General features: G+C 40.7%; 25 protein-coding genes and 3 pseudogenes. 24 read left to right on the forward strand and 4 right to left on the reverse strand.

What is annotated here, in order from left to right; genetic code table 11:
* Window positions 1-12 precede the first annotated feature (12 nt).
* The 19 genes and pseudogenes from ABE954_RS09725 to ABE954_RS09815 all read left to right on the forward strand — a co-directional run bounded on the left by ABE954_RS09725 (window position 13) and on the right by ABE954_RS09815 (window position 17,154).
* Window positions 13-360, forward strand: a complete 348-nt coding sequence (locus ABE954_RS09725) for a DUF2190 family protein (RefSeq protein ID WP_371025874.1) — start codon at window positions 13-15, stop codon at window positions 358-360.
* Between the two features lie 3 nt (window positions 361-363).
* Window positions 364-660: an ATP-binding protein gene (locus tag ABE954_RS09730; RefSeq protein WP_369099337.1), complete on the forward strand. Its 297-nt coding sequence runs from the start codon at window positions 364-366 to the stop codon at window positions 658-660.
* The gene (locus ABE954_RS09735; protein ID WP_172412309.1) at window positions 638-1,201 is read left to right on the forward strand and encodes a phage tail protein; all 564 of its coding nucleotides are present in this window, start codon (window positions 638-640) and stop codon (window positions 1,199-1,201) included. The genes ABE954_RS09730 and ABE954_RS09735 overlap by 23 nt, the downstream gene beginning before the upstream one ends.
* Window positions 1,201-1,599: a phage tail terminator protein gene (gene gpU / locus ABE954_RS09740; protein ID WP_164528403.1), complete on the forward strand. Its 399-nt coding sequence runs from the start codon at window positions 1,201-1,203 to the stop codon at window positions 1,597-1,599. The genes ABE954_RS09735 and gpU overlap by 1 nt, the downstream gene beginning before the upstream one ends.
* An 11-nt stretch (window positions 1,600-1,610) precedes the next feature.
* A pseudogene (locus ABE954_RS09745) lies at window positions 1,611-2,102 on the forward strand (phage tail tube protein); the annotation flags it as partial.
* Between the two features lie 212 nt (window positions 2,103-2,314).
* The gene (locus ABE954_RS09750; RefSeq protein WP_369099340.1) at window positions 2,315-3,097 is read left to right on the forward strand and encodes a KilA-N domain-containing protein; all 783 of its coding nucleotides are present in this window, start codon (window positions 2,315-2,317) and stop codon (window positions 3,095-3,097) included.
* Window positions 3,078-3,434: a hypothetical protein gene (locus tag ABE954_RS09755; RefSeq protein WP_369099342.1), complete on the forward strand. Its 357-nt coding sequence runs from the start codon at window positions 3,078-3,080 to the stop codon at window positions 3,432-3,434. Before ABE954_RS09750 ends, ABE954_RS09755 begins: the two co-directional genes overlap by 20 nt.
* Before the next feature lie 43 nt (window positions 3,435-3,477).
* Entirely contained in the window at window positions 3,478-3,855 is a 378-nt protein-coding gene (gene gpG, locus ABE954_RS09760) for a phage tail assembly chaperone G (RefSeq protein ID WP_211888377.1), read from the forward strand.
* A 23-nt stretch (window positions 3,856-3,878) separates the two neighbouring features.
* Window positions 3,879-4,193 carry a phage tail assembly protein T gene (locus tag ABE954_RS09765; RefSeq protein ID WP_181489613.1) on the forward strand — a complete coding sequence of 105 codons (315 nt, stop codon included), beginning with the start codon at window positions 3,879-3,881 and terminating at the stop codon, window positions 4,191-4,193.
* A gap of 100 nt (window positions 4,194-4,293) precedes the next feature.
* Window positions 4,294-5,412 (forward strand): annotated as a pseudogene (locus ABE954_RS09770) (phage tail length tape measure family protein); the annotation flags it as partial.
* 729 nt (window positions 5,413-6,141) lie between these two features.
* Entirely contained in the window at window positions 6,142-7,233 is a 1,092-nt protein-coding gene (locus ABE954_RS09775; protein ID WP_371025896.1) for a phage tail tape measure protein, read from the forward strand.
* Window positions 7,234-7,282: 49 nt separating this feature from the next.
* A complete protein-coding gene (locus ABE954_RS09780; RefSeq protein WP_371025875.1) occupies window positions 7,283-7,612 on the forward strand; it encodes a phage tail protein in 330 nt (109 codons plus the stop codon).
* A 68-nt stretch (window positions 7,613-7,680) separates the two neighbouring features.
* Complete coding sequence (locus ABE954_RS09785; protein WP_264403793.1) at window positions 7,681-8,238, forward strand: zinc ribbon domain-containing protein; 558 nt, start codon at window positions 7,681-7,683, stop codon at window positions 8,236-8,238.
* Between the two features lie 58 nt (window positions 8,239-8,296).
* Window positions 8,297-8,995, forward strand: coding sequence for a phage minor tail protein L (locus ABE954_RS09790; RefSeq protein ID WP_371025876.1), 699 nt, complete (start codon window positions 8,297-8,299; stop codon window positions 8,993-8,995).
* A gap of 8 nt (window positions 8,996-9,003) precedes the next feature.
* Window positions 9,004-9,732: a C40 family peptidase gene (locus ABE954_RS09795; protein WP_264403795.1), complete on the forward strand. Its 729-nt coding sequence runs from the start codon at window positions 9,004-9,006 to the stop codon at window positions 9,730-9,732.
* Window positions 9,636-10,298 (forward strand): tail assembly protein, encoded by a 663-nt coding sequence (locus ABE954_RS09800; RefSeq protein ID WP_264403796.1) that lies wholly within the window; start codon window positions 9,636-9,638, stop codon window positions 10,296-10,298. The genes ABE954_RS09795 and ABE954_RS09800 overlap by 97 nt, the downstream gene beginning before the upstream one ends.
* Window positions 10,299-10,300: 2 nt before the next feature.
* Window positions 10,301-14,614: a phage tail protein gene (locus tag ABE954_RS09805; protein ID WP_371025877.1), complete on the forward strand. Its 4,314-nt coding sequence runs from the start codon at window positions 10,301-10,303 to the stop codon at window positions 14,612-14,614.
* Entirely contained in the window at window positions 14,604-15,614 is a 1,011-nt protein-coding gene (locus ABE954_RS09810) for a DUF6453 family protein (RefSeq protein ID WP_349484694.1), read from the forward strand. The genes ABE954_RS09805 and ABE954_RS09810 overlap by 11 nt, the downstream gene beginning before the upstream one ends.
* A 73-nt stretch (window positions 15,615-15,687) precedes the next feature.
* The gene (locus tag ABE954_RS09815) at window positions 15,688-17,154 is read left to right on the forward strand and encodes a hypothetical protein (protein ID WP_371025878.1); all 1,467 of its coding nucleotides are present in this window, start codon (window positions 15,688-15,690) and stop codon (window positions 17,152-17,154) included.
* Between the two features lie 38 nt (window positions 17,155-17,192).
* On the opposite strand, the gene ABE954_RS09820 is transcribed toward ABE954_RS09815, so the two are convergent.
* On the reverse strand, window positions 17,193-17,471 hold the full coding sequence (locus ABE954_RS09820) for a DinI-like family protein (RefSeq protein WP_195697292.1): 279 nt from the start codon (window positions 17,469-17,471) through the stop codon (window positions 17,193-17,195).
* Between the two features lie 243 nt (window positions 17,472-17,714).
* Here ABE954_RS09820 and ABE954_RS09825 point away from each other — a divergent pair.
* Together ABE954_RS09825 and ABE954_RS09830 are read left to right on the forward strand one after the other, a co-directional pair.
* Window positions 17,715-17,882: pseudogene (locus ABE954_RS09825) on the forward strand (NADP-dependent isocitrate dehydrogenase); the annotation flags it as partial.
* Between the two features lie 355 nt (window positions 17,883-18,237).
* Window positions 18,238-18,360 carry an antitermination protein gene (locus tag ABE954_RS09830; protein WP_230683866.1) on the forward strand — a complete coding sequence of 41 codons (123 nt, stop codon included), beginning with the start codon at window positions 18,238-18,240 and terminating at the stop codon, window positions 18,358-18,360.
* An 80-nt stretch (window positions 18,361-18,440) separates the two neighbouring features.
* On the opposite strand, the gene ABE954_RS09835 is transcribed toward ABE954_RS09830, so the two are convergent.
* Both ABE954_RS09835 and ABE954_RS09840 read right to left on the reverse strand, forming a co-directional pair.
* Window positions 18,441-19,151 carry a tetratricopeptide repeat protein gene (locus ABE954_RS09835; protein ID WP_048607399.1) on the reverse strand — a complete coding sequence of 237 codons (711 nt, stop codon included), beginning with the start codon at window positions 19,149-19,151 and terminating at the stop codon, window positions 18,441-18,443.
* 202 nt (window positions 19,152-19,353) lie between these two features.
* Window positions 19,354-19,509 carry a hypothetical protein gene (locus tag ABE954_RS09840; RefSeq protein ID WP_162762176.1) on the reverse strand — a complete coding sequence of 52 codons (156 nt, stop codon included), beginning with the start codon at window positions 19,507-19,509 and terminating at the stop codon, window positions 19,354-19,356.
* Between the two features lie 173 nt (window positions 19,510-19,682).
* Between ABE954_RS09840 and ABE954_RS09845 the strand changes: the two genes are divergently transcribed.
* Both ABE954_RS09845 and ABE954_RS09850 read left to right on the forward strand, forming a co-directional pair.
* On the forward strand, window positions 19,683-19,928 hold the full coding sequence (locus ABE954_RS09845) for a hypothetical protein (protein ID WP_371025879.1): 246 nt from the start codon (window positions 19,683-19,685) through the stop codon (window positions 19,926-19,928).
* Between the two features lie 301 nt (window positions 19,929-20,229).
* Window positions 20,230-20,445 carry a hypothetical protein gene (locus ABE954_RS09850; protein WP_166686884.1) on the forward strand — a complete coding sequence of 72 codons (216 nt, stop codon included), beginning with the start codon at window positions 20,230-20,232 and terminating at the stop codon, window positions 20,443-20,445.
* A gap of 168 nt (window positions 20,446-20,613) precedes the next feature.
* On the opposite strand, the gene ABE954_RS09855 is transcribed toward ABE954_RS09850, so the two are convergent.
* Window positions 20,614-21,606 (reverse strand): acetyltransferase, encoded by a 993-nt coding sequence (locus tag ABE954_RS09855; RefSeq protein WP_371025880.1) that lies wholly within the window; start codon window positions 21,604-21,606, stop codon window positions 20,614-20,616.
* Between the two features lie 1,158 nt (window positions 21,607-22,764).
* Between ABE954_RS09855 and ABE954_RS09860 the strand changes: the two genes are divergently transcribed.
* On the forward strand, window positions 22,765-23,223 hold the full coding sequence (locus ABE954_RS09860) for an Hsp20 family protein (RefSeq protein ID WP_042843480.1): 459 nt from the start codon (window positions 22,765-22,767) through the stop codon (window positions 23,221-23,223).
* The last annotated feature ends 51 nt before the right edge of the window (window positions 23,224-23,274 follow it).

A 23,274-nucleotide genomic window follows, 5' to 3' on the forward strand; every position in this document is an offset into this window, starting at 1 on the left:
GAAGGAGAAGTTATGGCTAAGAATTATCAACAACAGGGGCTAACTGTTGAAGTTATCAATACAGGCACAACCGCTATTCTCAGTGGAGATTTGGTCATGGTGGGCGCATTGGCTTGTGTCGCAGCGACAAATATTGAACCTGGGGAGACGGGGGATGGTTTTGCAGAGGGTGTCTTTTTACTAAAGAAAAAGGCAGGCGTTGCATTAACCGCAGGTCAAGCGGTGACAGGTGATAAAGGGGTTGTTGCGGATAAAGGTGGCGTTCCTGTTGGTATTACATGGGGGGCGGCTGAAGCGGGTGCGGAGTTAGTGCCTGTAAAGCTTAATATTTTTCCAGCAGCCGTGGCAGCAGGCGGTTAATTTATGAGTGCGTTTGAACGGTTTGCAGAACGCATGGACGCACTCACTGCAAAGCGAATGGGGAAGCCCATCATAATTAACGGTGTTGGTTATATTGGGGTGGAATCTCATTTCTTACCTGACTTCGGCCCTGTTACGGGGGATGGACTTTCTTATGTCATTTTTTCTGATACGTACAAGCCTGGGAAGAATGACAGTGTCATCGCAGATGGTCTCCATTATAAGGCCACTCGCCGACAAAGATTCAACGGTAAGTGGATGATTTTTTTAGAGGTTGATGACGATGAAGGGGAAAGATGAAGCGGTTCGTAATCTTGGCATTATCGTTGATAAAGTGACGCCGATTGCCACGGCACAGGCAATAAATCGGATTGCGGCAAGAGCCGTTAGCCGCAGTGTCAAACAAGTTTCCAAAGAAGTCAAAATCCAACAAAAGATCATCCGTAAGCGTGTAAGGCTTAAGAAAGCCAGTGTAAAGCAAGGCACCCCTAAAGCGCGGATCACAGTAAACAGAGGTAATTTACCTGCGATTGTGCTCGGCACGGCGCGTGTTCAATTATCTCGTCGTCGGGGAGTCGATAGGCGGCATGGCAGTGTTTTAAAAGTGGGTAAATTCACCTTTAAAGGTGCGTTTATTCAGCAGCTAAAAAATGGTAAATGGCATGTCATGCAACGGCTTAGCTTAAGCCGTTACCCGATTGATGTTGTCAAAATTCCCGTATCCAAACCGTTAACAGAAGCCTTTGAAGAGCACGCTATTAAAGTTCGTGAGGAGGATATGAGCAAAGAAATGCAATACGCCTTGAATAACCAATTACGGCTTTATTTTAAGGGGGGATAATGATTAAGCACACCAAGATCCGCCAGTTGGTGATTGAGGGACTCAAGACTAGCCTCCCAAAATTATCAACTTATGACGGGCGACCCGTTAACTTTGATGAAAGTGAGCTGCCTGTCGTCGCTGTTTATTTAACAGAGCCCCACCCTGATCCACGGTACCTTGATAGCAACCAATGGACGGCCATCCTTCATATCGAGCTTTTTTTAAAAGCCGCCAAAACTGACTCTGATTTAGATAACTGGGTGGAAGAAAAGCTATATCCAGCTATCGAAAGCATGAGCAGTTTAGGTGATGTATTAACCGATATGACCCCGAAAGGGTTTGATTATGATCGCGATGATGAAATGGCGTTATGGGCTTCGGTTGATATCACCTACCAAATTGAATATGACATGTAAGGAATTTTACGATGGCAAAAGTACCAAATCCATTAGCTCCCACCAAGGGGGCAGGTACCACACTTTGGGTCTATACCGGCACGGGTGACCCAACCCAAGATCCCTTTAGCGAAACGGGCTTTATTCGATTAGCTAAAATTAAGTCACTGGAGCCGGGAGAAATCACGGCGGCAAGTGAAGATGATAGCTACCTTGATGATCCTGATGGGGACTGGGAAAACACCACTCAAGGTGAGAAATCCTCAGGTGAAACCAGTATTACTCTTGCTTGGTTACCGGGCGAGGAAGGGCAAAAAGACCTGATTGAGTGGTTTGATGAAGGCTTGCCGCGCTTTTACAAAATTTCGTACCCGAATGGCACGCTGGATTTATTTAAAGGCTGGATTAGCGCCTTAGGTAAATCCATTCCGATCAAAGAAACCATGACGCGTACGGTAAAAATTAAAAATACCGGTCGCCCAACAATGGCGGAAGAAATTACACCGAAGCCATCGGGTAAGACGGCACCTCAACCAAAAGAGTAATAAAACTTTTAAATCAATTATATAGCCACAGGAATGTGGCTTTTTTATATACATTTCATCCTGTGCATAGCACGCACACAAAAATACCAAGAGCCTACAGAAAGTGAGCCTGAGAACTGCCGTTATAGCTGGCAAGCTCTCTTGGGGCGGCTTTTCTGTGCTACAGGCTCCCTTTCTATAGGAAATATGCAATGATTAAAATCGTACCTATGAAGTATGACGAAACCTTGATCCCGTTTAATGGTGATTGCTGGGTTAATGCTACAACAGCAGCTAGGCACTTTGGAAAACTAACCAAAGACTGGTTAAGGGTCTCATCAACTAAAGAATATATCTATGAGGTTGGTAAAGAGCTTGATATTGAAGCGTATAATTCTAAAGAGGAGATTTCTCCCCTTTTAGTTCGAGTAGAAAAAGGGCGACATGGCGGCACTTGGATCCATCCTGAATTAGTAATTGAGTTCGCAAGATGGTTATCACCAAAATTTGCTCGCGCTTGTGACCGACACATTAAAAACATGTTGATGTCACAGAGTATGACATTGACCGAAGATCAGGTTATTGGGTTACTAACATATAAAGAGGCTACTGAATGGGAAAAGCGATTTCAAGAACCCTATTACAGAGCGCTATCAAAGATGTCGGGTACTCCTTATTTTGGTCATGTTGGCGGTTGTCCATTATTGTTCGCTGGTATCACGGCTAAATGGGTTTATGGCGTTGCATTACCTGATTATGTCTATGAATCAGTCAAAGAAAATAAAGGCGACAGAGAAAAAATCCATCAGTACCTGAAAGGTGATGCCATGCATGCGGTAGAACAGCAAATGGTAGCAGTAACAAATATTGCCAATAGTTCTGTTGACTACAAAGACTTCGATGCTCGTTGTATGGCTGCCTTTGATGTTAAAGGGCAAATGCAACTGCTTTATCCATCAGCACATGGAGAGCGGCATGCAGCAAGATTACAGTAAGCAAGTAGAAATCTTTTCACTGGTCGTCAGCGAGTTATTTTTGATTAGACAGGTCGCCATGCATAAGCGGCCTGTTTTTCGTTCATCGCTAGGAGATATTAAGTTTAGTGTTGAGTCGCTGGCTAACTTCTTAAAATCATACTATCAGGAAGATTATAAAAGTGACCTCGAATTAAGCATGCTGTTCTTCGATATGCTGAAAAGAGAATACCTACCAGATCCGACGGTGCTGGTTTCTTGGTGCATGAATGAAGAGTTAACGGATGAGGCAATACAGAAAATATCGGTTTTGCTTGAAGACTTTGCGGAAATGGAGTTTTCAAATCAAATTGCATAGGTCGCTCAGCGGCCTTTTTTATTATTAATGAAAAGGTATCGATATGTTTTTAAAGAAAAAAGAAATCACTATTAGCGATGAAAATGTTGTTCTCTATGAGCTATCCGCTCTGCAACGTGCAGATTACTTTGATTTTCTAGCTAAAAAAGAGAAAGAAACTGAAGGGCTTGAAGGTGCTGAAAAAGATGCTAAATCAATGCGCTCAATGGTAGAAAGCCAAGCATGGCTGGTTTCTCGCTCACGTTGGCATGAAGACCGCGATCGTGACATTGATGATCTCTACGACGAAATCGCGCAAACATGGAGCATGGATGCATTAAGCGAAGCGGTTCGCGCTATCTCGGAAATCAGCGGCATGTCGAGTTCTGAGAGTGATGACGATGAAGCGGAAGACGGTGAGCTTATCACGTTGGAAAAGTAGCCAGCCGTGAGCGTATTTTTGCTTTGCGACTTGCGCGTGAATTCGGGCGTCCAGATTGGCGTCGAATGCTAAGTGAAATGAGTGCCTCCGAGTTTAGTGATTGGGTGACACACTTCAGCAAGACGCCTTTTATGCCTCAACTTGTTGATATTGAATTTGCTGCCTTGCACACCTCTCTTTATATGGCAATGAGTGGCACAAAAACCGAGTTGACCGATTTTATGTTGCTAACTGATGTTGAGGTAGATGAGGGAGAAATGTCAGACGAAGCCATTCAGTTAGCCAGTGAGGGCATATCAGGAGGGGTGCGGTATGAGCAACCAAATAGCGGATCTTGAGATTAAGATTGGCGCGAATACAACCGAATTTCTTGAAAAAGCCGGTCGAGTTCAGCGCGAACTAGAAAAGCAAGAGCGCGATGAGCAGCGATTTGAAAAAATGCGTCAAGACGCCTTAGCCAAGCAAGCGGCGAGGGCGGAAGCGGCACTTGCACGCTCACGGTCACAACTCAAGCAGTTTGAAAATGAGTCTATTTCAGCTGAGCGAAAATTAGCCAGCGAGTGCAAACGGGCTAATGCTGAATTGGATGCAGCACACAAAAATATACAGGGGCTCATTCAAGCTGAAGCACGGCGAGCACAAAACGCCAGAAGCCAAGAAGTACTGGCTGAGCAATATTATGCCCAATTGGATGCAATTAAAGCGAATGGTAAGGGATTAGAAGATCTGAGCGCAATTAAGCGCAAAATGAACAAGGACATGCAGCAGGGATTATTGCATGTCAAAGATTATCAGGCGCTTACCTCGCAAGCAATTGGTACATCAAAATCCATTACACAGTCAGAAAATAGCGCAGCACAAGCCAAGCAGCGTTTTATTAATAAGTTAAAAGAACAGGTCACACAGCAAAACTTGTCACGTACTGAAATGCTGCGATTACAAGCCGCGCAGCTTGGCGTTTCGAGTTCAGCGGATATTTATATTCGTAAGCTGGAAAAGCAAAATAGTGTCATGAAGGGGGTAACCTTAACCTCTGGCCAGTATCGTCAAGCTATGCGTCAATTACCTATGCAAATGACCGATATTGTTACTTCTTTGGCTTCTGGCATGCCACCATGGTTAGTGGCTGTTCAGCAAGGCGGGTAAATTAAAGATTCTTTTGGTGGTTTTGGTAATTCACTAAAAGCGATCACCTCCTTAATTACACCATGGAAAGTGGCTATGTTTGCCGGCGCTGGTGCACTAACGGCTTTTGGTGTTGCTGCATACCAAGGATCTAAGGAGCTCACCGAGTACAATAAACAGCTTATCTTAACGGGAAACTATGCCGCTAAAACTCAAGGCGAACTTAACGCCTTAGCCAAATCCCTTTCGGGTGATGGCATCACACAGTACAAAATGGCGGATACGTTAGCTCAAGTGGTGGGTTCTGGCTCATTCACTGGCTCTCAAGTTGATATGGTTGCTGGTGTTGCGGCAAAAATGGAAAAGGCTACAGGGCAATCTATTGATGAAACTATCAAGCAATTTCAGCGCCTTAAAGATCAGCCAGTTCAAGCGGTCATGGAACTGGACAAATCCCTTCATTTTTTGACAGCGGCACAACTTGAGCAAATAACTACGCTAGAGGAGCAAGGGAGGAAGACTGAGGCAACTAAATTAGCATGGGAGCTTTTTTCTACCTCAATGAATGAACGGACCAAGCAAATAAGTGAAAATTTAGGGACGCTTGAAACTGCATGGAAATGGGTTGGGGAAGCAGCTCAAAACGCATGGAACCAGATGCTTAATGTAGGTCGTTCAGTTTCTGTACAAGAAAAGTTAGACGCAAAAGTTAAGCAATTGGCTGCGATTAAAAAAGAACTCGAGCTAGCAGAAAAAGGGGGGGCGCCAGATACAACAGGTTATGGGGTTGGAAGAAATTCTGAGTCTTTTTTAAATCAAAATGCCACAAGAAATTTAGAGGCAAACAAAACTTTAGTTAAAAATCTCACGTCAGAGATTAAAATCCTGCAAAATCAAGTAGCCAATGAGAAATCATTTAAAGCGGGAACAAATGCTATTACTGCGTTTAATGAGAGAATGAAGAAGCAGCTTGAAGCAGACTTAGCATTAAAAAAGAAATATGAAACCGCAGAAGAAAAACATCAAAGTGAATTGAGGCGAATCAGGAATGATGAATATGCTTCTCAAGCCGCAAAAGATGAAGCCATTAAGCGAGAAAAGGAACGATACCAAAAAGAGCTAGACCGTAAAACACCGAAAGGGAAAGCCTATAAACCTGATATGGGCACTCGGCATGACGAGTCAGCACAAGCAGAGGTTACATCTCTTCAGGCACAATTAAGACTTCTTGAGCAGCATTCTTCAGCAACTGATTTCCTTAGTCAGCAACGTAAAAACCTGCAATTGGAGTTGGCTAAATTTGAAGTTTTAGAAGAAGCTCGAAAGACTCGTAAATTATCTCTTGATGAACAATCTTTATTGAAAAATAAAGAAAGTATTCTTGCGAATAAAAAGCAGTTAGCGGATTTGGGTGACAAAATTGCCAAGCAAGAGCACTTAAATAAACTGCAGGATCAGGCTGATAAGTATGTCAAACAACAGGAGGCGAGGCAAAAAGCAATTGCTGATTCACTGGGTAAGTCCACCATAGAACTTCAGCGTGCCTTGGAAATGGAACAGCTTCGCTCTGTTTATGGTGACACACCACAATGGGGCAAAGTTAAATCAGCTAAGCAAGCTACTTTTGATAAGGAGGATGCTGCAAAAACGGATTGGGTATCAGGCGCTAGTACGGCTTGGGGTAATTATCGTGATGCTGCGTTGGATGCTAATGCGCAAATCCAAAATGTAACCTCAGCTACGCTCAATGGTTTTAGCTCTCAACTGGCGGAAACGCTCACAGGGGGTGAGGCTAACTTTAAAGATTTCACTCGCTCTATCCTAAAAATGTTAGCTGAAATTGCGATTAAAATGACCATTGTTAAAGGGTTTGAAGCCTTTGGTTTTGGTAGCGTGACACCGAATGCTAATGGTGGCGTGTACAACACTCCTGGTCTAAGTGCTTATAGTGGTCAGATTGTTTCTAAACCAACTTTATTCCCCTTTGCTCGCGGTGCAGGACTTATGGGGGAGGCGGGGCCAGAGGCGATACTACCTTTGCGCCGTGGCATTGATGGAAAACTAGGTGTTATTGCTGCGAATACGAAGCAAAATTCTGGTGATTTCTATCAAACCAACCATGTCACTATTCAGAATGATAGTTCAAATGGTGAGATTGGACCTCAAGCACTTAAGGCGGTTTATGAAGTGGGTAAAAAAGGAGCTGAAGATTACATGAGAAAGCAGCGTCGTGATGGTGGTTCATTCTCTTAATAAAGTAAATTTAAAGCCTCCAGAGTGAAGGCTAGATAATGGAGGTTTAATGGAAATATTCAATTGGCCAATTAAACCGGGGATGAAAACGGATTTTTCACCCCGAGTAAGATCTGTACGTTTTGGTGATGGATACGAACAGCGTAAATCAGATGGGCTGAATTCACAGCTTAAAAAATTTAATGTCAATTTATCGCTACCTTTAGAAAAAGCAGATCAGGCACTAGAGTTTTTGGCTCGTCACGGCGGTGTAAAATCATTTTTGTTTCAACCTATAAAAAGTCAGCCGGCAGTTGTAGTTGTTTGCAGAAAATGGTCTTCGGATGACGGTAATATTCGCAAAACTATCAGTGCTGAATTTGAGCAGGTAGTTTTTTAAAGATTGATCGCTTTCTCTTTTGCTTCAATGCGCTAATATAATGCCAATTATCATAGTTAGAGGTCATTATGAAAGGATTTGGGCTATTTATTTTGGTTATTGGCATAATTGGCGCTATAGCTTCTTTCGCAATGGATGTTACTGTAGCAACTGGATATGGTGGAAGGGTTAATAATATTGGCTTAATGACAGACAAACAGAATTACATTTTAATTAGTTGCTTTATTATTTTGTGTGGTTTATTGGTGACTATTTTTGGTAAAAAATCCTCAGTAACAAAAAAATGTCCATTTTGCGCGGAATCTATTAATACTGATGCTATAAAATGTAAACATTGTGGTAGTGATATAAACGTAGCAAAGGCGAGTCCTTCAAGTGTTGATTATTCATTTTCTTTATTAAATTATAATATAGATGAATTAATTGGCATAAAAAATGGAAGGGAAGTAATTAATGACTATGGGGTGAAAAAGTTAGCATTTGAAATAAAAAAGCATAATCCCAGAGTTACTCCCGCCATGCTAAAATTAAAATATAATGATGATATTCATGATGTTGCAGAAAAACTACCAACAAGAATTCAAAGTGAGTTTATTAAAAAAATATTAAATCTTATAGGTAATTAATAAAATTTTTTCATAGTGACACAACCACCTTCGGGTGGTTTTTTTGTAGGTAAATAAAATGCAAAACATCCCACCTGAGTTACTTATTGCAGTTACTGAAACTGAAGGTGACTCCGAAATCATATTATATGAAATAGATCTAACCAATATCGGTGGTGTTCGCTATCGTTTTCATGATGGTGCGAATGAATTATTAAAACCGATTATTTGGCAAGGGCAACAATATGAGCCTTATCCTATTGTTGGTGAGGGGTTCGAGTTTAACGGTAAAGGGCCATCAACCCGTCCAACTATTTCATTATCAAATTTATTTGGTTTGGTTTATGGCATTGCTAGCCGGTTAAATTCAGGCATCGGGGGTACAGTGATCCGTAGGAAAACGGACGCTAAGTTTCTCGATGCGGATAATTTTGCTGGTGGTAATGAAAATGCCGATCCAACTCAAGAGCAGGTGAGTCGATGGGTAATTGAGCAACTGACCTCGATAAACGCAGAAACAGCGACTTTCGAGTTAGCCGCCCCAACCGAAACCGATGGTGCAACATTGCCAGCTCGAGTCATTCTTTCTGATGTGTGTAATTTTGCTTATCGGGGTGAGGAGTGCGGCTATAAAGGTGAGCCAGTAGCTGATGAACTTGGGAACCCAACCCAAGATCCAGCAAAAGACAAGTGCGGAAAGCGGTTATCTGATTGTAAATTAAGAAACAATACACATCGAATAGGCTGCTTCCTCTCCTCATCTCGCCTTAGTCAATAAGGACCCCTATGTTAGAACAAACTATTCTGGAACATGCTAAAAGCATGGCGCCACAGGAGTCGTGCGGCCTTGTGATTATTCAAGAGGGTACCGAGGTTTATATTCCCTGTGAAAATCAGCATGCCGATCCTGAAAACCATTTCTCGATTGCAGTTGAAAGCTACATCCAAGCCGAACGCTTAGGTGATGTGGCTGCTATTGTTCACAGTCATCCAAATGGAAAGCCTTACTTAAGTTCAGCAGATAGAGCTCATCAGCTCAAAACACATCTCCCCTGGTGGTTAGCGTGTGATGAAAAAATTATCAAATTTGAATGTGTACCTAAGTTATTAGGTCGTGAGTTTGTTCATGGCTCTACAGATTGTTATGGCTTGTTTCGTGATGCTTATCATCTATCCGGTCATTCATTGCCGGATTTTGATCGCGAAGACAATTGGTGGCGGCAAGGTAAAGAGCTCTATTTAGATAACTTGACTGAAAATGGCTTTAAGCAAGTCAAAAGAGATATCCAACCCGGTGACATTATTTTGTGTTGTTACGCCAGTTCTCGCGCAAATCATGCCGCAATCTATCTCGGTGATCAAACAATCCTGCACCACGTCCCTAATCAATTAAGCAAACGTGAGGTTTATAACGAAAGATGGCAAAAAATGACTCACTCGATTTGGCGTTACCGCAGTTGGCTACCATCCGACTTTATGGGGATTTACAACGATTTGGCCGTCGATTCGATTTAAATATAAAAACTGCAGCGGAAGGGCTTCATGCCTTATTTCTTCAAATTCCCAATCTTAAACAGCAATTCCGCGAAGGTTGGTATCAGATCCGCATTAGCGGCTCTGATGTTAAGCCTGATGAACTTCATCAACGTATTTATGAGCCGCTAATACCCAATGCGATTATCCATATTGTGCCACGTATTGAAGGGGCTAAGTCAGGTGGTGTTTTCCAGTTTGTGGCAGGAGCCGCTATTTTGGGGCTGGGTTGGTGGGGGCCAGCTTGGATATCAGCGACAGCTGCAACCATGATGATGTCAGCAGGTGCCGCAATGATGCTGGGCGGCGTTGCTCAGATGCTGACTCCACTTCCTAAGCGAGCCAGTTTATCTCGTTCTGAAGAAGAAAAAGGGAATACCTACTTCAGCAACTTAGATAACTCAGTGGCTCAAGGGATGGCGGTACCTATCGCGTACGGTGAAATCATGTGTGGATCGCGGGTAATTTCTCAGTCTGTCGAAATTATGGATGACAGTGAAGGCAAAGATATTGACGTAGGCAAACACGGTGGTAGTGGGGAGACTTAATCATGGGTAAAGGTGGAGGCAAGCAACGTACACCGTACGAAGCACCTAACGATTTAACATCAAGGCAAAAACTGTCTATCGTTGACCTTGTAAGCGAAGGACCCATTGAGGGACCTGTGGGTGATTTAAAGGGCGTGTATCTTAATAATACCCCTGTGATTGACTCGTCTGGTAATAGCAATGTCAATGGTATGACAGCTCAGTGGGTCTCTGGAACATTGGAGCAGCCAGCATTAGAGGGGTTTTCTTCATCCTCAAGTGAAACTCCTGTGGGGATTGAAATAAAAAAAAGCACCCCAGTTACACGAACAATTACCTCGAGGAACATTGATCGCCTCCGCTTAACGTTTGGAACCCAAACATTGGTCGAGGTTAAGGATAACGGAGATAGAGTACCCACTGCAGTAGAATTACAAGTTCAAGTGCAGCGCAATGGTACATGGGTGACAGAGAAAAATATTACAATCCGAGGGAAGCGTAGTAATTCACCTTATTTAACTGCAGTTATTATTGATAACTTACCATCTCCACCATTTAGCATTCGTATGCTTCGCATTACACCGGATAGTGATAGCGATAAACTACAAAATAATACGATATGGTCAAGCTATACCGAGATCACCGATATTAATCAAACCTATCCGGGTTCAGCGGTTGCGGGGTTGACGTTTGAAAGTGAGCAGTTTGGTAATCAATACCCTTCTCGCAGTTACCTCATTAGGGGGCGTATTGTTCAGGTGCCTGATAACTATAACCCCGAAACACGAGAATATAGTGGTATCTGGAGTGGAACATTTAAACCTGCTTACACAAATAATCCTGCATGGGTTTTGTATGACTTATTGACAAATCCCCGTGCCGGGCTAGGTAAGCGGTTAAAGCTGTCAGAAATTGATAAATTTGCACTTTATGTTATTGGCCAGTATTGCGATCAGAGGGTGCCTGATGGTTTTGGGGGCACAGAGCCTCGTGTTACCTGCAATGCTTACATTACTGATATTCGTAAAGCTTATGACTTTTTTCAAGATCTCTGCTCACAAATGCGAGTGATGTTTGCATGGAATGGGCAAATGCTCACTTTCATTCAAGATCGCCCGAGTGATGTTGTTTGGCCTTACACAAACGCCAATGTGGTTGCAGGTCGATTTAATTACAGCTTTAGCCCGGCAAAAGCCCGCCATAATATCATTGAAGTGCGTTTCATTGATCATGAAAATGGTTGGAAAACCAGCATCGAACAGGTAACGGATGATGCACTGGTAGCTCAATTCGGTCCTAACGTCTTACGCCTTGATGCTTTTGGGTGTACGAGCCGTGGTCAAGCAAGGCGCTATGGTTTGTGGGTGTTAATGACTGAAAAGTTAGAAACACAAACAGTAGAATTTGACTTGGGGGCGGAAGGGTTGCGCCATACTCCCGGTGACATTATTGAAATCATGGATAATGACTGGGTCGGTGGTGAGGATCCCATTAGTGGTCGTCTCATTGATATTAATGCCACTCAAAAAGTTTTAACTTTAGACAGGGAGATCACCCCGCCTAAATCAGGTTCAATATTCATTACCCTGATGAATGGTACCGGAAAATATGAACGTGTGAAAATTACGGGGTATTTATCCAATAACCAAATCAAAGTTGAGGCGGTACCAAAAGGATTAAAAGCAAAAACCATTTGGGGAATTAATCTGCCTGATTTGGCTCGTCGTTTATTTAGAGCTATCACCATTTCTGATAAAGGCGATGGTACCTACAGTATTATTGCAGTTCAACATGTCCCCGAAAAAGAGGCTATTGTTGATCAGGGTGTAAAATTTGAGCCGTTGCCCGATACGCCATTGGGCGGCTACATTCCTCCAGTTGAAAACCTTTCTGTTGAAGTCAGTGCAGATAGTGACAACTGGCAAGTGGAAGCCAACTGGACAACCGCAACAGCGGTTCGAGGTGTTGATTTTATTCTCAAATTAACCCAAGCAGGGCGTATTGTTGGTACCGCTAAAACCCAAGAAAACCGTTATCGTATTGGTAATTTACCGCAAGGTAATTACCTACTCTCTGTCGCACCGCAAAATAAAGATGGGCAAAAGGGCGAACAAGCCTCGGTCTCATTTGATATTAACCCACCGCCACCGCCGTCTTATATCGATGTTGAGCCGGGCTTTTTCAGTTTAGGGATTATCCCTCATGTGGGTGGGCAAAATGCCCTACGCCTGCAGTATGAATTCTGGTTTTCTGAAAAGCAGATCGCCAATATCAATGAAGTTGAGCTATTAGCTGAATATCTTGGCAACGGCACGATGTGGGTTATCCAAGGAAGAAAGCTTAAAGCTGGCCAGACATATTATGTTTATGTCAGAACCGTGAACCCTGTAGGCAAATCGCAGTTTGTTGAAGCCAACGGCAAGCCAGAGGATCGGGCTGATGAAATATTGGAGGTTATCGGTGATAAGTTTCTCAGCACTGAAGCTGGACAGCAAATGCAGGAGCAAATCGACTTCAACAAGGACAATCTCACTGATTTAAAAATTGATAGTGACGATTTTAGGCAGAAGGTTATCAGTATTGATCGCGAATTAGAGGCGGTGAATGAAGCGGTCATGGAAGTTGTTCACTTTTCCACTGAAAATTACTATGAGCTCAAGGAGGAATCCGCTAAAGGTAAGGCGTCAATTAAGCAGTTACAACAAGTTCAAGCTGACTTTACGGCCTCTCAGGCAAAGTACCAGCAAGAAGTTGCGGCTCAATTTGAGCATACGGCTGCTGATGTTCTGAATATTCAAAATGCGCTAGCAAAATCAAATGAAGCTTTTGCAGAGGATATTAGGCAAGTTCGTGCTGATTTAGGTGAGACCAACGATGAAGTCGGTACCATTAAAGGGCGAGTGACTACGGTTGAAACTGCAACGGTCGACTTAAAGCAAGCACAAGCGAAGCAAGAACAATCCGTTGCCGCTGAATTTGGCGAAATGAGAGGGTATCTAACGCACCTAGGGCAAGTCACAACGGATGATAACAAAGCCTTAGTGGAGGCCATAGGGCAAACTCAAGCACAGTTTCTTTCGCTGCATAATGAAAGCCTGGTCTCGCGTGCCCGTATTATCCGTACTGAGACAGCCTTAGCCACTGAAACAGAAGCGCGAGCGGAAGATAAAGTACAAATTGATGCACGTCTCAATGACGCAGAAGGCGCGATTACCACAATTAAGGAGGTTCAGGCTCAACAGGGTGAAGCGATTGCAAAATCTGAAGAACAGCTACGCGCTGAAATTAACCTCGGCGATGAGGCGCTACAAGGTCAGTTAACCGAGCAAGGCCGTGAGTTATCCGAAGTCAGCAGTGTTGTGACTGAGCACAAGACTACAATTGCTAATTTAGATAAAACACTTACACAGGTTGAGCAAAACCAGCAGAGCCAATACAACGAAACCAAAGCGAGCATCAATGAGCTATCAGAAACGACGACAAGCCTTGATGAAGCAATGACAACGGAGAAAGCTTTAACAGAATCCCGCTTCGAAGAAACAGAAGCCTCAATTTCGAGTTTGCAGCAAACGGTAGCCAATATTGAAGGGGCAACCGTTGAGGCAGTTGGTCAACTGCAAGTTCAGCATGATATTCAAGGCATAGAAGTGTTGAGTGTGAAGGCTTCCATTCGACGTGTGGAAACTGTTATAGCGACTGAAACGCATGCCTTGGCGCAAAAAGTGGAACAACTTGATGCTCAATATGGCGCTATGAATTCAAGTATCAACTCATTACAAAAAGTTGTCGCTGATAACCAGAAGTCACAAGCGGAAGTTAACGAACTCATTAAATCAGAAATAGGTGATAACAAGGCGGCAATTGAGAAACGAGCTGAAACATCAGTTGATCACAACGGTAATGCCTCTTCGATTTTTGGCATTAAAAACGCCGTGATGGTAAATGGGCAATACTATGAAGCCCAAATGATGATGAGTGCTATTATCAAAAATGGAAAGGTGACCACACAAATTGGTTTCAGTGCAGATACTTTCGGCATTTTTAATCCTGTAAGCGGCAAGTTAGATCCGGCATTTGTCGTCGTTAACGGGCAGGTTGTTATGAGTGATGCTTTTATCAACAAAGCCACAATTGAAAAAATCATTGTGGGTACAGATATGCGCTCCAAAAACTATGCTGCAGGTAAAACAGGGACAAGGATTGATATGAATAATGGCACTATTGAAATCAATGGTAGTGATGACTCAGGGTCACGAATGACCATCAAAAATGACCAAATCGCAGTCTATGCAGGAGGAAAACCCAAAATAGTGATAGGGCGGCTTTATGGAATATGATGTTTATATTTTTAATGAGGTAGGGGTGAAAAACCCCTACTCACTGTCTGGAACGCGAAATTTTACGTATCTACAAACCCTCAATTTAGGCCAACCCCCAAGAAAAACAGAAGACTATACAGTCCAGTTTAGGATTGAAAATAAATCACCAAACTCAACCCTAGTCGCTATACCCTACAAGGCTTGTAATGCATGGTTACCGGGACATGGCTGGGTCATGTTTACAGTGATAAAGAACATTGTTATTTCGGGTGATCTTGTCACTGTTTATATGTATGTAAACTATATAAACCCAAACAATAATGCCGACTGGGAGGGCTACCGAGATCCAACGGCAACCATTCATATTTTCGAAATGTTTGATGCAGATGACCAGGAGGGCAACTTCGGTATTGTGATTGATAATGCTACGGATTATTCAAAAATTACGGATAAGTCGAAGCTGGGCTTTATTGTCTGGAGTTATAGCGGGGTTGTTAATAACGCAATGACACTACCCAGTAATTTACCCAATATGAGCTCACAATCAGTGCTAGCTTATTGGGATCACTCTTCCGCTGTTGTTGAGTATGACCACGTAAATAATCGTGTTATTACGAACGGGCAATCAGTTCAAATGGATATCGTCATAACGCAAGGTGGATTTAGCCCACCTGCAAAGCTCAATGATTGGGGAGTATTTATATTTAATGATCTCGGTGAACCCGTCCTGACAAATTACTACCCACCACTCAAAACGCCAAGTTACGTCAAATTAGGGCGAAATGCCGTGAAATCGTTTGATAAACCTTTGGTGACACTGGGGCAATATGGGTTATTTTTTACTGGTTCGACGGGTAGACGAAGAGCATGGAATGCCGGATTAAAAATGCAAAACGGCACTATCAGTATAGCCAGTGGATCATATGCAGGAGTGCAGGGAGACCAAAAATCTGGAACAGGTAGTGAATTTTATTCGGAATGTAATGTTTTGGTTTTAAACCGAGATGATTATTTCTAACCATTAAATTAATGAATCATATGAACAAGCCGCTTAATTGCGGTTTTTTTACGTCTAAATTTCGGAGAATCCTATGTACAGTACGGGCACAGTTACCACAACAGCAAACAGCACTAAATTAGTTGGTACCGGCACTAAATGGCTCAATAACATTAATCGTGTATCCGCAGAGCAAGCAATTCAAATTCAAATTAATAACATTGTTTACAATAACAGTATTCAGTCGATTCAATCAGATACTGAACTCACATTAAATTTCCCATTACCAACCGCAGCAACGGGGGCAAAATACGTCATTCTCACGACGATGGTTCATTCTGTTTCCGATGCGATGAATAAGATTGTGTCCATGAATGGTGCGAATGTGCAGTTCAGCGACATATTAACGCGCTGGATGACCGAGCAGGGCATTATCACTGTTACATTGCCAGACCAAACAACCCAGCAACTGCGCACCACAAAAGAAATGGATAAGCAGCTAGATGGGAAGTTTGATAAGGCTGGTGGGGATGTAAACGGAGTAATAAAAGCAACAGGGTCAATACAAACAAATCAAGGTGAAATAACAGCCTATAGAGATGGCGGATCTGGTGTACAAATAAGTGGCAGTGGAAATGAAGCTGCAATTAAAAGTAGAAACATGGGTGGTGCGTGGCAAACACATATTATTCCGAATTCGCCGGGCACATTAATGCAAGTTGGTGATTATGGCTTTGGCTCATTGGAAGCTGCTAGAGCTACAAATTCACAACTCATGTCATCACTACAATCTCGGTTCTTTAAAATGGGCGGAGGTAATGATGACAATGCATTTGTAAATCACGGCGCAGGGCTATTAATTTCATATTCAGCATCAATTCGAGCCGGGTTATTCATAAATGACGCAAATGGTGATTTGACCGTGTGGCGTTCTCGTGCAGATATTGCAAATGGACAGATTAGGAAAAATAAAGTTTATACAGATGGAAACACAACTAAAGACTCAAACGGTAACTTAAAAGCCGCATCCCCGATTGTTAAACTCTTCGCTGATGACATTGAGTTAAACGAAGAATCTGAAGGCGTTGAAATGGAGCACCTTGGTATTGGCCATTACCTCATTAAAGGTGTTGTGGGGTTTAATGCAGATGGTGCATGGGGTATCAATAACGGCTTTGTCATTCCTCAAGACCATAACGGTAAAAACATGGTTCTCATTGATTACGAGGTGAGACCAGATGGTGACATTGAAGTTTTTGTTTTCCACCAACAGAACGCAGATATGCCAGAACGTTTCCAGAACAAGCGCATTAAGCACTTTGATGAAGAAGGTGTTCCTGTTTACTTCGAAAACTACGAACCTTGTGATATACCTGAATCGCGCTGGATAGACATGCGTGTCGAAATGCCACCTAACTCCCTCTACAATCAAAAGCAAGCTGAAGCTGAGAGACTCGCTAAGATAGAAGCAGAGCGATTAGCGCAAGAAGAAGCTAAACGTGCAGCAGAGGAAGCAGAAAGGGCAGAGCAGGACGCTGCGGAACAGGTAGAGCAACAATAAAAACTAATGCGCCAGCTCGAGTGGTTGGCGCATCTAGATCACTTATCAAAATATTCCACTTCGGCTTCTTGGGTTTCAGGAAGCCAATCACCATCGTTAAATATCTCTTCCAGCGTTTCTTCAATATATGTTTTCTTCTCATTCTTCCCAAGACCATCAATAGACACATTATCTTGAGTGCTCCAGTTTATATCGATATTTAGCTCGGGGTATTTGGCACTTAATCTTTTTGTTATTTCATTTCTCAATGCTTCAAAAGTACCTGTAGGTAATTTACCTTTTTTATTGCTATTAAAGCGGATCTTGATGGTAACCATAAAACACTCCTTCGCAGGTTAATTGACTGGGTTTTTATACAGTAAAATATAACTGTAATTATATACAGCAAAAGGCAATCAAAGATCAAGGGGAATTATGTATCGTGCCAGAAAAGCGGTTATCAAAACTAAAACAATAATTTATACAATCAACAGCTTATAAATCACTATTTACACTGTGATTTTGTCAAAATATTTTTGATAAAGCCAGAAATATCATTGTGTTAGAAATGATGCCCCTATATACTGTTACGCCACATGGGTTGGACTGAAGCCGCTGACTTAATCGTTAAAGGTATGGAAGGCGCAATCGCGGCTAAGACTGTAACTTACGATTTCGAACGTCAATTAGAAGGCGCTAAATTACTGAAATGTAGCGAATTCGGTGACGCAATCATTAAACACATGTAATTTATTACGTGGTGTGATTAACAACGGGAGCCTAAAAACTCCCGTTTTATTTTGCCTTGAAAAATTCCTCTACAAAACTCCTGCAAAACTCTTCTGCAAAACAGGCTACAAAATAATCGTTATTTTATAGCTAAAACCTGTCAATTTTATCCTCGATCATCATGATATTTATCTGTCATTACCTAGCTCTTATGGCCAATAAAGTTTTAGTACCGATGCCTTGATCTCTATATAACCTTTCTGATAAAGAACGCTGCCCATAAAAACTTGGCGGAGTTCCATCTTCCCTCTTCAAATCTGTCTGATCCCTAAGCGGGTGCCGTCATCTGCGGCGTTTAGTGTAATTAGACATTTAGTGCCTGATCTTAACGAAAGGACATGGCGCAGAAACTGGAAGCCGTTCTATGAAAAATTAACGAGCAAATATTTTATTGAAGAGGGTGTAGCTGAATATGCGTTTAGCAAAGTAACGAAATAAATTATTATGGTGCTAACTCAGGGGCTATTTTAAATGAAAATATCGAATCAGCAGAAGCAGAATTAGCACCAGAATGAGTATTACCGCCATTCGGCGCATAATTCATCATAATCTTCAATGCCGTTTAAGCACGCTTTTTTAAATAATTCAGAAGCTTTGTCTTTATCTTGTTTAATCACATCGCCATAATAGTAAAGGTATCCTAATTCTAGCTGAGCATCTGCATAGCCTTGATTGGCAGACTTGATATACCACTCAATAGCCCTAGAGTAATTTTTACTAACACCTTTTCCTTCAAAATACATTTCTGCCAAATAGAATTGTGCCATAGGGTCACCTTGGTTGGCTGCTTTTTCATATTGAGCAAATGCTTTTTTGAGATCCACTGGGACTCCATTGCCAGAATAATACATTCCTGCGATGATATTATGTGCTTGAGGTATTTTACCTTGCGCGGCTTTTTGGGCATATAGCATTGCCTTATCATAGTCTTGTGGAAAATCACGACCTAAATAGTATATTAATGCCATTTGATACTGAGCCTTTGGATAACCTGACTGCGCTGATTTTTCCATCCATTTAAAGACCAGATCTTTATTCTGCTCAACACCTTCACCTTTAGCGTATTGTACTGCTAGTTTATATTGAGCTAAAGCCTCCCCTTTATTGGCTTGTTCGCATACTTTTTGTATATTGAGATCAGGGGATAGCTTAGCGCAATCATGATCCGAACCTGCTGCAAATAAAGAGTAAGTAAACATCATAATTGGCAAATACTTTATTTTTATCATAAATTTTCCGTGTAAGGTCTTTAAGGCCTCTATTTAAAAAACGAATAAAATAAATGTAACTAAAGCCAAATAATAGCTAATTATCAAAACTATTTGAATACACTATAAGCATAGATAATTAGCAAAGTCTTCACATGAATTAAGTGTAAGCAAATGCGGAAAGAGAGTACGAATATGAAGACATGGCTGGCGTTAGTTTTATTTAGTCACCATTTTCTACTTTATTTTTAGTGTTTTCGCGTTGAGCATCTGCCTTAGCTTTGTTACTCAGTATTATCATTGTTACCCACACAAGGAATGCAACCGCTGAAATTACCAAGATACCAGCAGTCCATAAAATGACTTCAAAAGTAATCATATACTACCCCATAGAAACTCAATAAATTTAGATTAAGTTAGTTTAATGTGTTTAAATTGCAAATATATTAAGTATGTTGAGCAGTAGACCTTTTGTTGAGAAAGTGAATAGAGATGAATTAAATTGCAGGGGGAAATGGTGGATGAACAAGAAGATTTAATTAAGAGTTAGCCGTGGACTGGTGCTGCATTGAAAGTCGCACTGGTAATGACGGTAGAAACAATGAAGCTAACACCATAGGAAGCGGAGGGCAGAACATTACTGTTGTAGCTTGCCCACTCGCAAAACCATACAGAGAAATAATGGCAATAGCCGAAGAGTATGGTGAAAGGGAAATACCTAAATCAATGCGCGATATGCCGTTAGATATTAAACAAACAACAAGAATTCACAATGACCCGCCTAGAGCGGGCTTTTAATAGAAACTAAAATTGTACAAAAATACTGCAATAAAAATAATTAGCGGAATGAAAAATGAAGCAAAGAATGAATTAAAGCACCCTGACATAGATGTGTCGCCTTTATATTTATTATCCATATAAAGCGTTATAGCTATGAAAGAAACAAACGAAACAAGGAAAGCGATGAGAAGTGCGGAAAAAACATCAGCCATAAATCATATAATCTCTAAGTTGCTTTAAGCTACCAGCACTATACATAAGTTAAATATTTATAGCCATCAGCTAATCACTGGTGGATTTTTCATTTATGGAGACAGTCATGTCAGATAAAAAAGAAATAGCCACCCTATCTATAAAGATCTCAGTCGATAGCGCTGACTTAGACAAGTTGGAAGCGCAACTAAAGCGCATTGAAGGGCTGATGGTTAGCACGGGATTAAAACAGCCAGCAAGTGGTGGGTTTGTTGCGAGCCCGCTCTTTGTTAAAAATGGTCAGTTATCTATTAAAACAAATGCAATGCTTGAACTCAATTAGTCATAACGCCATTTCAAACAACAAAATATTCCAAGGGCTACGCACTGCACGGTCTTTTTTGTATATAGCCACCGCAAATCATCAAATCACATAGTCACTTTAATGAAATTGCGGTTGGCTACATTGATACTGTCTATCAATTTAGTGAATTTTAAGGGGTAAGTAGCACTAATGTGTTAACTTGTTGAAACCTAACTTAGGTTCAATAAACCAGTGAATGGTTGAGTTAAAGGTTAATAAAAGAGCGATGCTGATAGTTGATAGCGTTAGTAGTATGACGACTAATGAGCTATATTCCACATGGAAATAAGTTAGGGTTTGTAAAAAAATAAAACAAATAATAGGATGAATTAAATAAACACCTAAAGCATTGTTTGATAGTTTAGCATATTTATCTGTTGATGAAGCGAAATAAATAATACTAGAACCTAAAACTATACTTATACAGAATTTTAAAATATAAATAACAAAAAAAAATGATAAAAAATCAGCGTGAGTACTGTTTATGATTAATCTATTGATACTTTCCTCATAATAAAGTGCGGCTATAGCCAAGGTTGTGCTGATTACAATTATCAAGTAAGGTTTTTTTCTAAGTGAGGATACTTTTTCATTATTAATAAAATAAGCGATGATAAAGAATGGGAAGTATATAATAATAGAGAAAAATTTTGATAAGTTAATTAAATAATTGTTGGCTAAATAAGAAAGAACCAATGATACCATCAAAATACAAGATAATATTGAAATGTTAGATTTTAATCTTGGTGGTAATAATAAAAAAAAAGCTTGCCAAACAGGAGTGGCTAAAAAAAACCATACTCCATTTTGAGGCTCAAGGATATAAACTTTCAAACTTAATTCGCCTGAAAAGTACAATGGAATTGCATCAACTGTTTGAAATGTTAAGTAAATTATAAAGGATGAAAGTAAGCTAAACTTCAAAGATTTCCACGTAGTATTTTTCGTTACGAATGCAACTATAAATACAAACATAGGAATTAATGTTAAGTCGAAAATATCAATAAGAAATGAAACCTTACTTTTATCAGCTAAATTTAAGTAGAAACTAAAAACAATAAAAGAACTCAATATGAGCTTCAACGTAGGCCAATGTGGTTGGGTAATGTCATTTGACTCTGGCTTGATTTGTTGTTTCATATGGGCGCTCTTAATAGAAATTAGTTCATTATACTGCATTGATATACTTATTTAAAATGAATTCATTGGGTTAATTCAAAAACAGTTTCAATTTATCTTGAATAAATATTAGCTCTATGAATTTAAATCTAAGTTACTGTAATTTATAATTTTTTATTGCCTGAAATCTACATCTATCCTAATATTTACCCTCTACACGCTGAGGGGGATTGATATGCGTAATTGGCTTGGCTACTTAATCTATTTCTCTATTATATTTGCTATAGCAAAATGCTCTATGACTATAGCTCCAAATGCCAACTTACCGGGTTGATATTTACCCTAGGAAACATGGGGTTCTTGGCTTGGGATGACAGTGTTAATTGTCATCATATTTCTAATAACGTATTGCACTTTTACTGTATTCCCACACTATGTGCCACCAACTAATTAACTTCAATTTGCACTCCCTCTAAGCTAATATCATTGAAACTAATTGATGGGATGGTGAGATGAAAGGATACATAGTTACTACCTTGCTAATGATTACTAGCTTTGGTTTTAATGCACATTCGAGCAATAGCATTGACTCATTAGTAGCAGATACAAAAAGGTCTAATTATGGTGATTGGGATTTTATTTATGCTGAAAAAATGAACTATGACTTATGTAAGCTATCAGTAGAGGCTATTTATACGTCTGGTGCAATGGAGCATAAATTAACATCAATAAGTAACCTTAAATACACGTACACATTAACAACATGGACACCAAAACATGTAGTCAGGATTGATTGCAACGGACATGGTGGAAATATAATGATATTGACTGCTGATTATATTGTTCAATAGTTAATCTAGCCTGTCCTTGGTCTGGGTGGTTAAAGATATTTACTGCTCGATATCTAAAAACAGGCGCTTTAAATCGTAAGAATTTGCCATTGTTTACCTCTGCCATCATGATATTTATCAGTTATTTTTTGAGACTTATTCCCCTTAGCGCTTTCTCTTTCAATATAAGTTATACCGTTAGGCGGGGTAGGCTCACCTGAATTCACATCTCTATAATATAAAAATAGGTAAAAATCATGTCATGGGGTTGAAAAATGACAATTCGTTCTTATCTATATTGTGGGTAAGTCACCTTTACCCTAGTTCAATTAATATTGGAGGAGGAATTATGACTAACATTAGACCTTTTTCACTATTTCCAGCAATTTCTGACAATATGTTGTCGAATCGGTTTGATCAGATAGATCGCTTATTTAGCCAATTAACCGGAAGTAAGCCTGTATCAGTACCAGCCCAGACTTATAATCTAAAACAAATTGATGATAACCATTATGAGTTGACGGTTAGCGTTCCCGGATATCAGGAAAGTGATTTAACGGTATCATTGAAAGGAGGGCGCTTACTGGTAGAGGGGAAAAAAGAGGAAAAAATACAGGAGGATAATGAAAAATGGCTCCATCGTGGAATATCACAAGGGCAATTCACTTTGCAATTCGATCTTGGTAAAAATGTAAAAATAGAGAAAGCTAATCTATCCAGTGGGTTACTGGCTATTAATATTGAATATGAACTGCCAGAAGAAGAGAAACCACAAATGATAGCGATTGAGAATAAAGATAATAAATAATCAATCTTAGTTATGTTGATGCAACAGGGCTGCACGTTATGTGTAGCCCTC

The sequence above is a fragment of the Providencia sp. TYF-12 genome (genome assembly GCF_041344805.1).
Lineage (GTDB): Bacteria > Pseudomonadota > Gammaproteobacteria > Enterobacterales > Enterobacteriaceae > Providencia > Providencia huashanensis.

Excerpts from the sequence above, each read along its gene's own strand:
- ABE954_RS09735 (WP_172412309.1), top strand. The coding sequence starts at position 638 with ATGACGATGAAGGGGAAAGATGAAGCGGTTCGTAATCTTGGCATTATC.
- ABE954_RS09750 (WP_369099340.1), top strand. The coding sequence starts at position 2,315 with ATGATTAAAATCGTACCTATGAAGTATGACGAAACCTTGATCCCGTTT.
- ABE954_RS09785 (WP_264403793.1), top strand. The coding sequence starts at position 7,681 with ATGAAAGGATTTGGGCTATTTATTTTGGTTATTGGCATAATTGGCGCT.
- ABE954_RS09820 (WP_195697292.1), bottom strand. The coding sequence starts at position 17,471 with ATGGTTACCATCAAGATCCGCTTTAATAGCAATAAAAAAGGTAAATTA.
- ABE954_RS09855 (WP_371025880.1), bottom strand. The coding sequence starts at position 21,606 with ATGAAACAACAAATCAAGCCAGAGTCAAATGACATTACCCAACCACAT.
- ABE954_RS09835 (WP_048607399.1), bottom strand. The coding sequence starts at position 19,151 with ATGATAAAAATAAAGTATTTGCCAATTATGATGTTTACTTACTCTTTA.
- ABE954_RS09805 (WP_371025877.1), top strand. The coding sequence starts at position 10,301 with ATGGGTAAAGGTGGAGGCAAGCAACGTACACCGTACGAAGCACCTAAC.
- ABE954_RS09815 (WP_371025878.1), top strand. The coding sequence starts at position 15,688 with ATGTACAGTACGGGCACAGTTACCACAACAGCAAACAGCACTAAATTA.
- ABE954_RS09780 (WP_371025875.1), top strand. The coding sequence starts at position 7,283 with ATGGAAATATTCAATTGGCCAATTAAACCGGGGATGAAAACGGATTTT.
- ABE954_RS09800 (WP_264403796.1), top strand. The coding sequence starts at position 9,636 with ATGGCAAAAAATGACTCACTCGATTTGGCGTTACCGCAGTTGGCTACC.
- ABE954_RS09790 (WP_371025876.1), top strand. The coding sequence starts at position 8,297 with ATGCAAAACATCCCACCTGAGTTACTTATTGCAGTTACTGAAACTGAA.
- ABE954_RS09840 (WP_162762176.1), bottom strand. The coding sequence starts at position 19,509 with ATGATTACTTTTGAAGTCATTTTATGGACTGCTGGTATCTTGGTAATT.
- ABE954_RS09775 (WP_371025896.1), top strand. The coding sequence starts at position 6,142 with ATGGGCACTCGGCATGACGAGTCAGCACAAGCAGAGGTTACATCTCTT.
- ABE954_RS09725 (WP_371025874.1), top strand. The coding sequence starts at position 13 with ATGGCTAAGAATTATCAACAACAGGGGCTAACTGTTGAAGTTATCAAT.
- ABE954_RS09755 (WP_369099342.1), top strand. The coding sequence starts at position 3,078 with ATGCAGCAAGATTACAGTAAGCAAGTAGAAATCTTTTCACTGGTCGTC.
- ABE954_RS09730 (WP_369099337.1), top strand. The coding sequence starts at position 364 with ATGAGTGCGTTTGAACGGTTTGCAGAACGCATGGACGCACTCACTGCA.
- ABE954_RS09795 (WP_264403795.1), top strand. The coding sequence starts at position 9,004 with ATGTTAGAACAAACTATTCTGGAACATGCTAAAAGCATGGCGCCACAG.
- gpG (WP_211888377.1), top strand. The coding sequence starts at position 3,478 with ATGTTTTTAAAGAAAAAAGAAATCACTATTAGCGATGAAAATGTTGTT.
- gpU (WP_164528403.1), top strand. The coding sequence starts at position 1,201 with ATGATTAAGCACACCAAGATCCGCCAGTTGGTGATTGAGGGACTCAAG.
- ABE954_RS09810 (WP_349484694.1), top strand. The coding sequence starts at position 14,604 with ATGGAATATGATGTTTATATTTTTAATGAGGTAGGGGTGAAAAACCCC.
- ABE954_RS09850 (WP_166686884.1), top strand. The coding sequence starts at position 20,230 with ATGTCAGATAAAAAAGAAATAGCCACCCTATCTATAAAGATCTCAGTC.
- ABE954_RS09860 (WP_042843480.1), top strand. The coding sequence starts at position 22,765 with ATGACTAACATTAGACCTTTTTCACTATTTCCAGCAATTTCTGACAAT.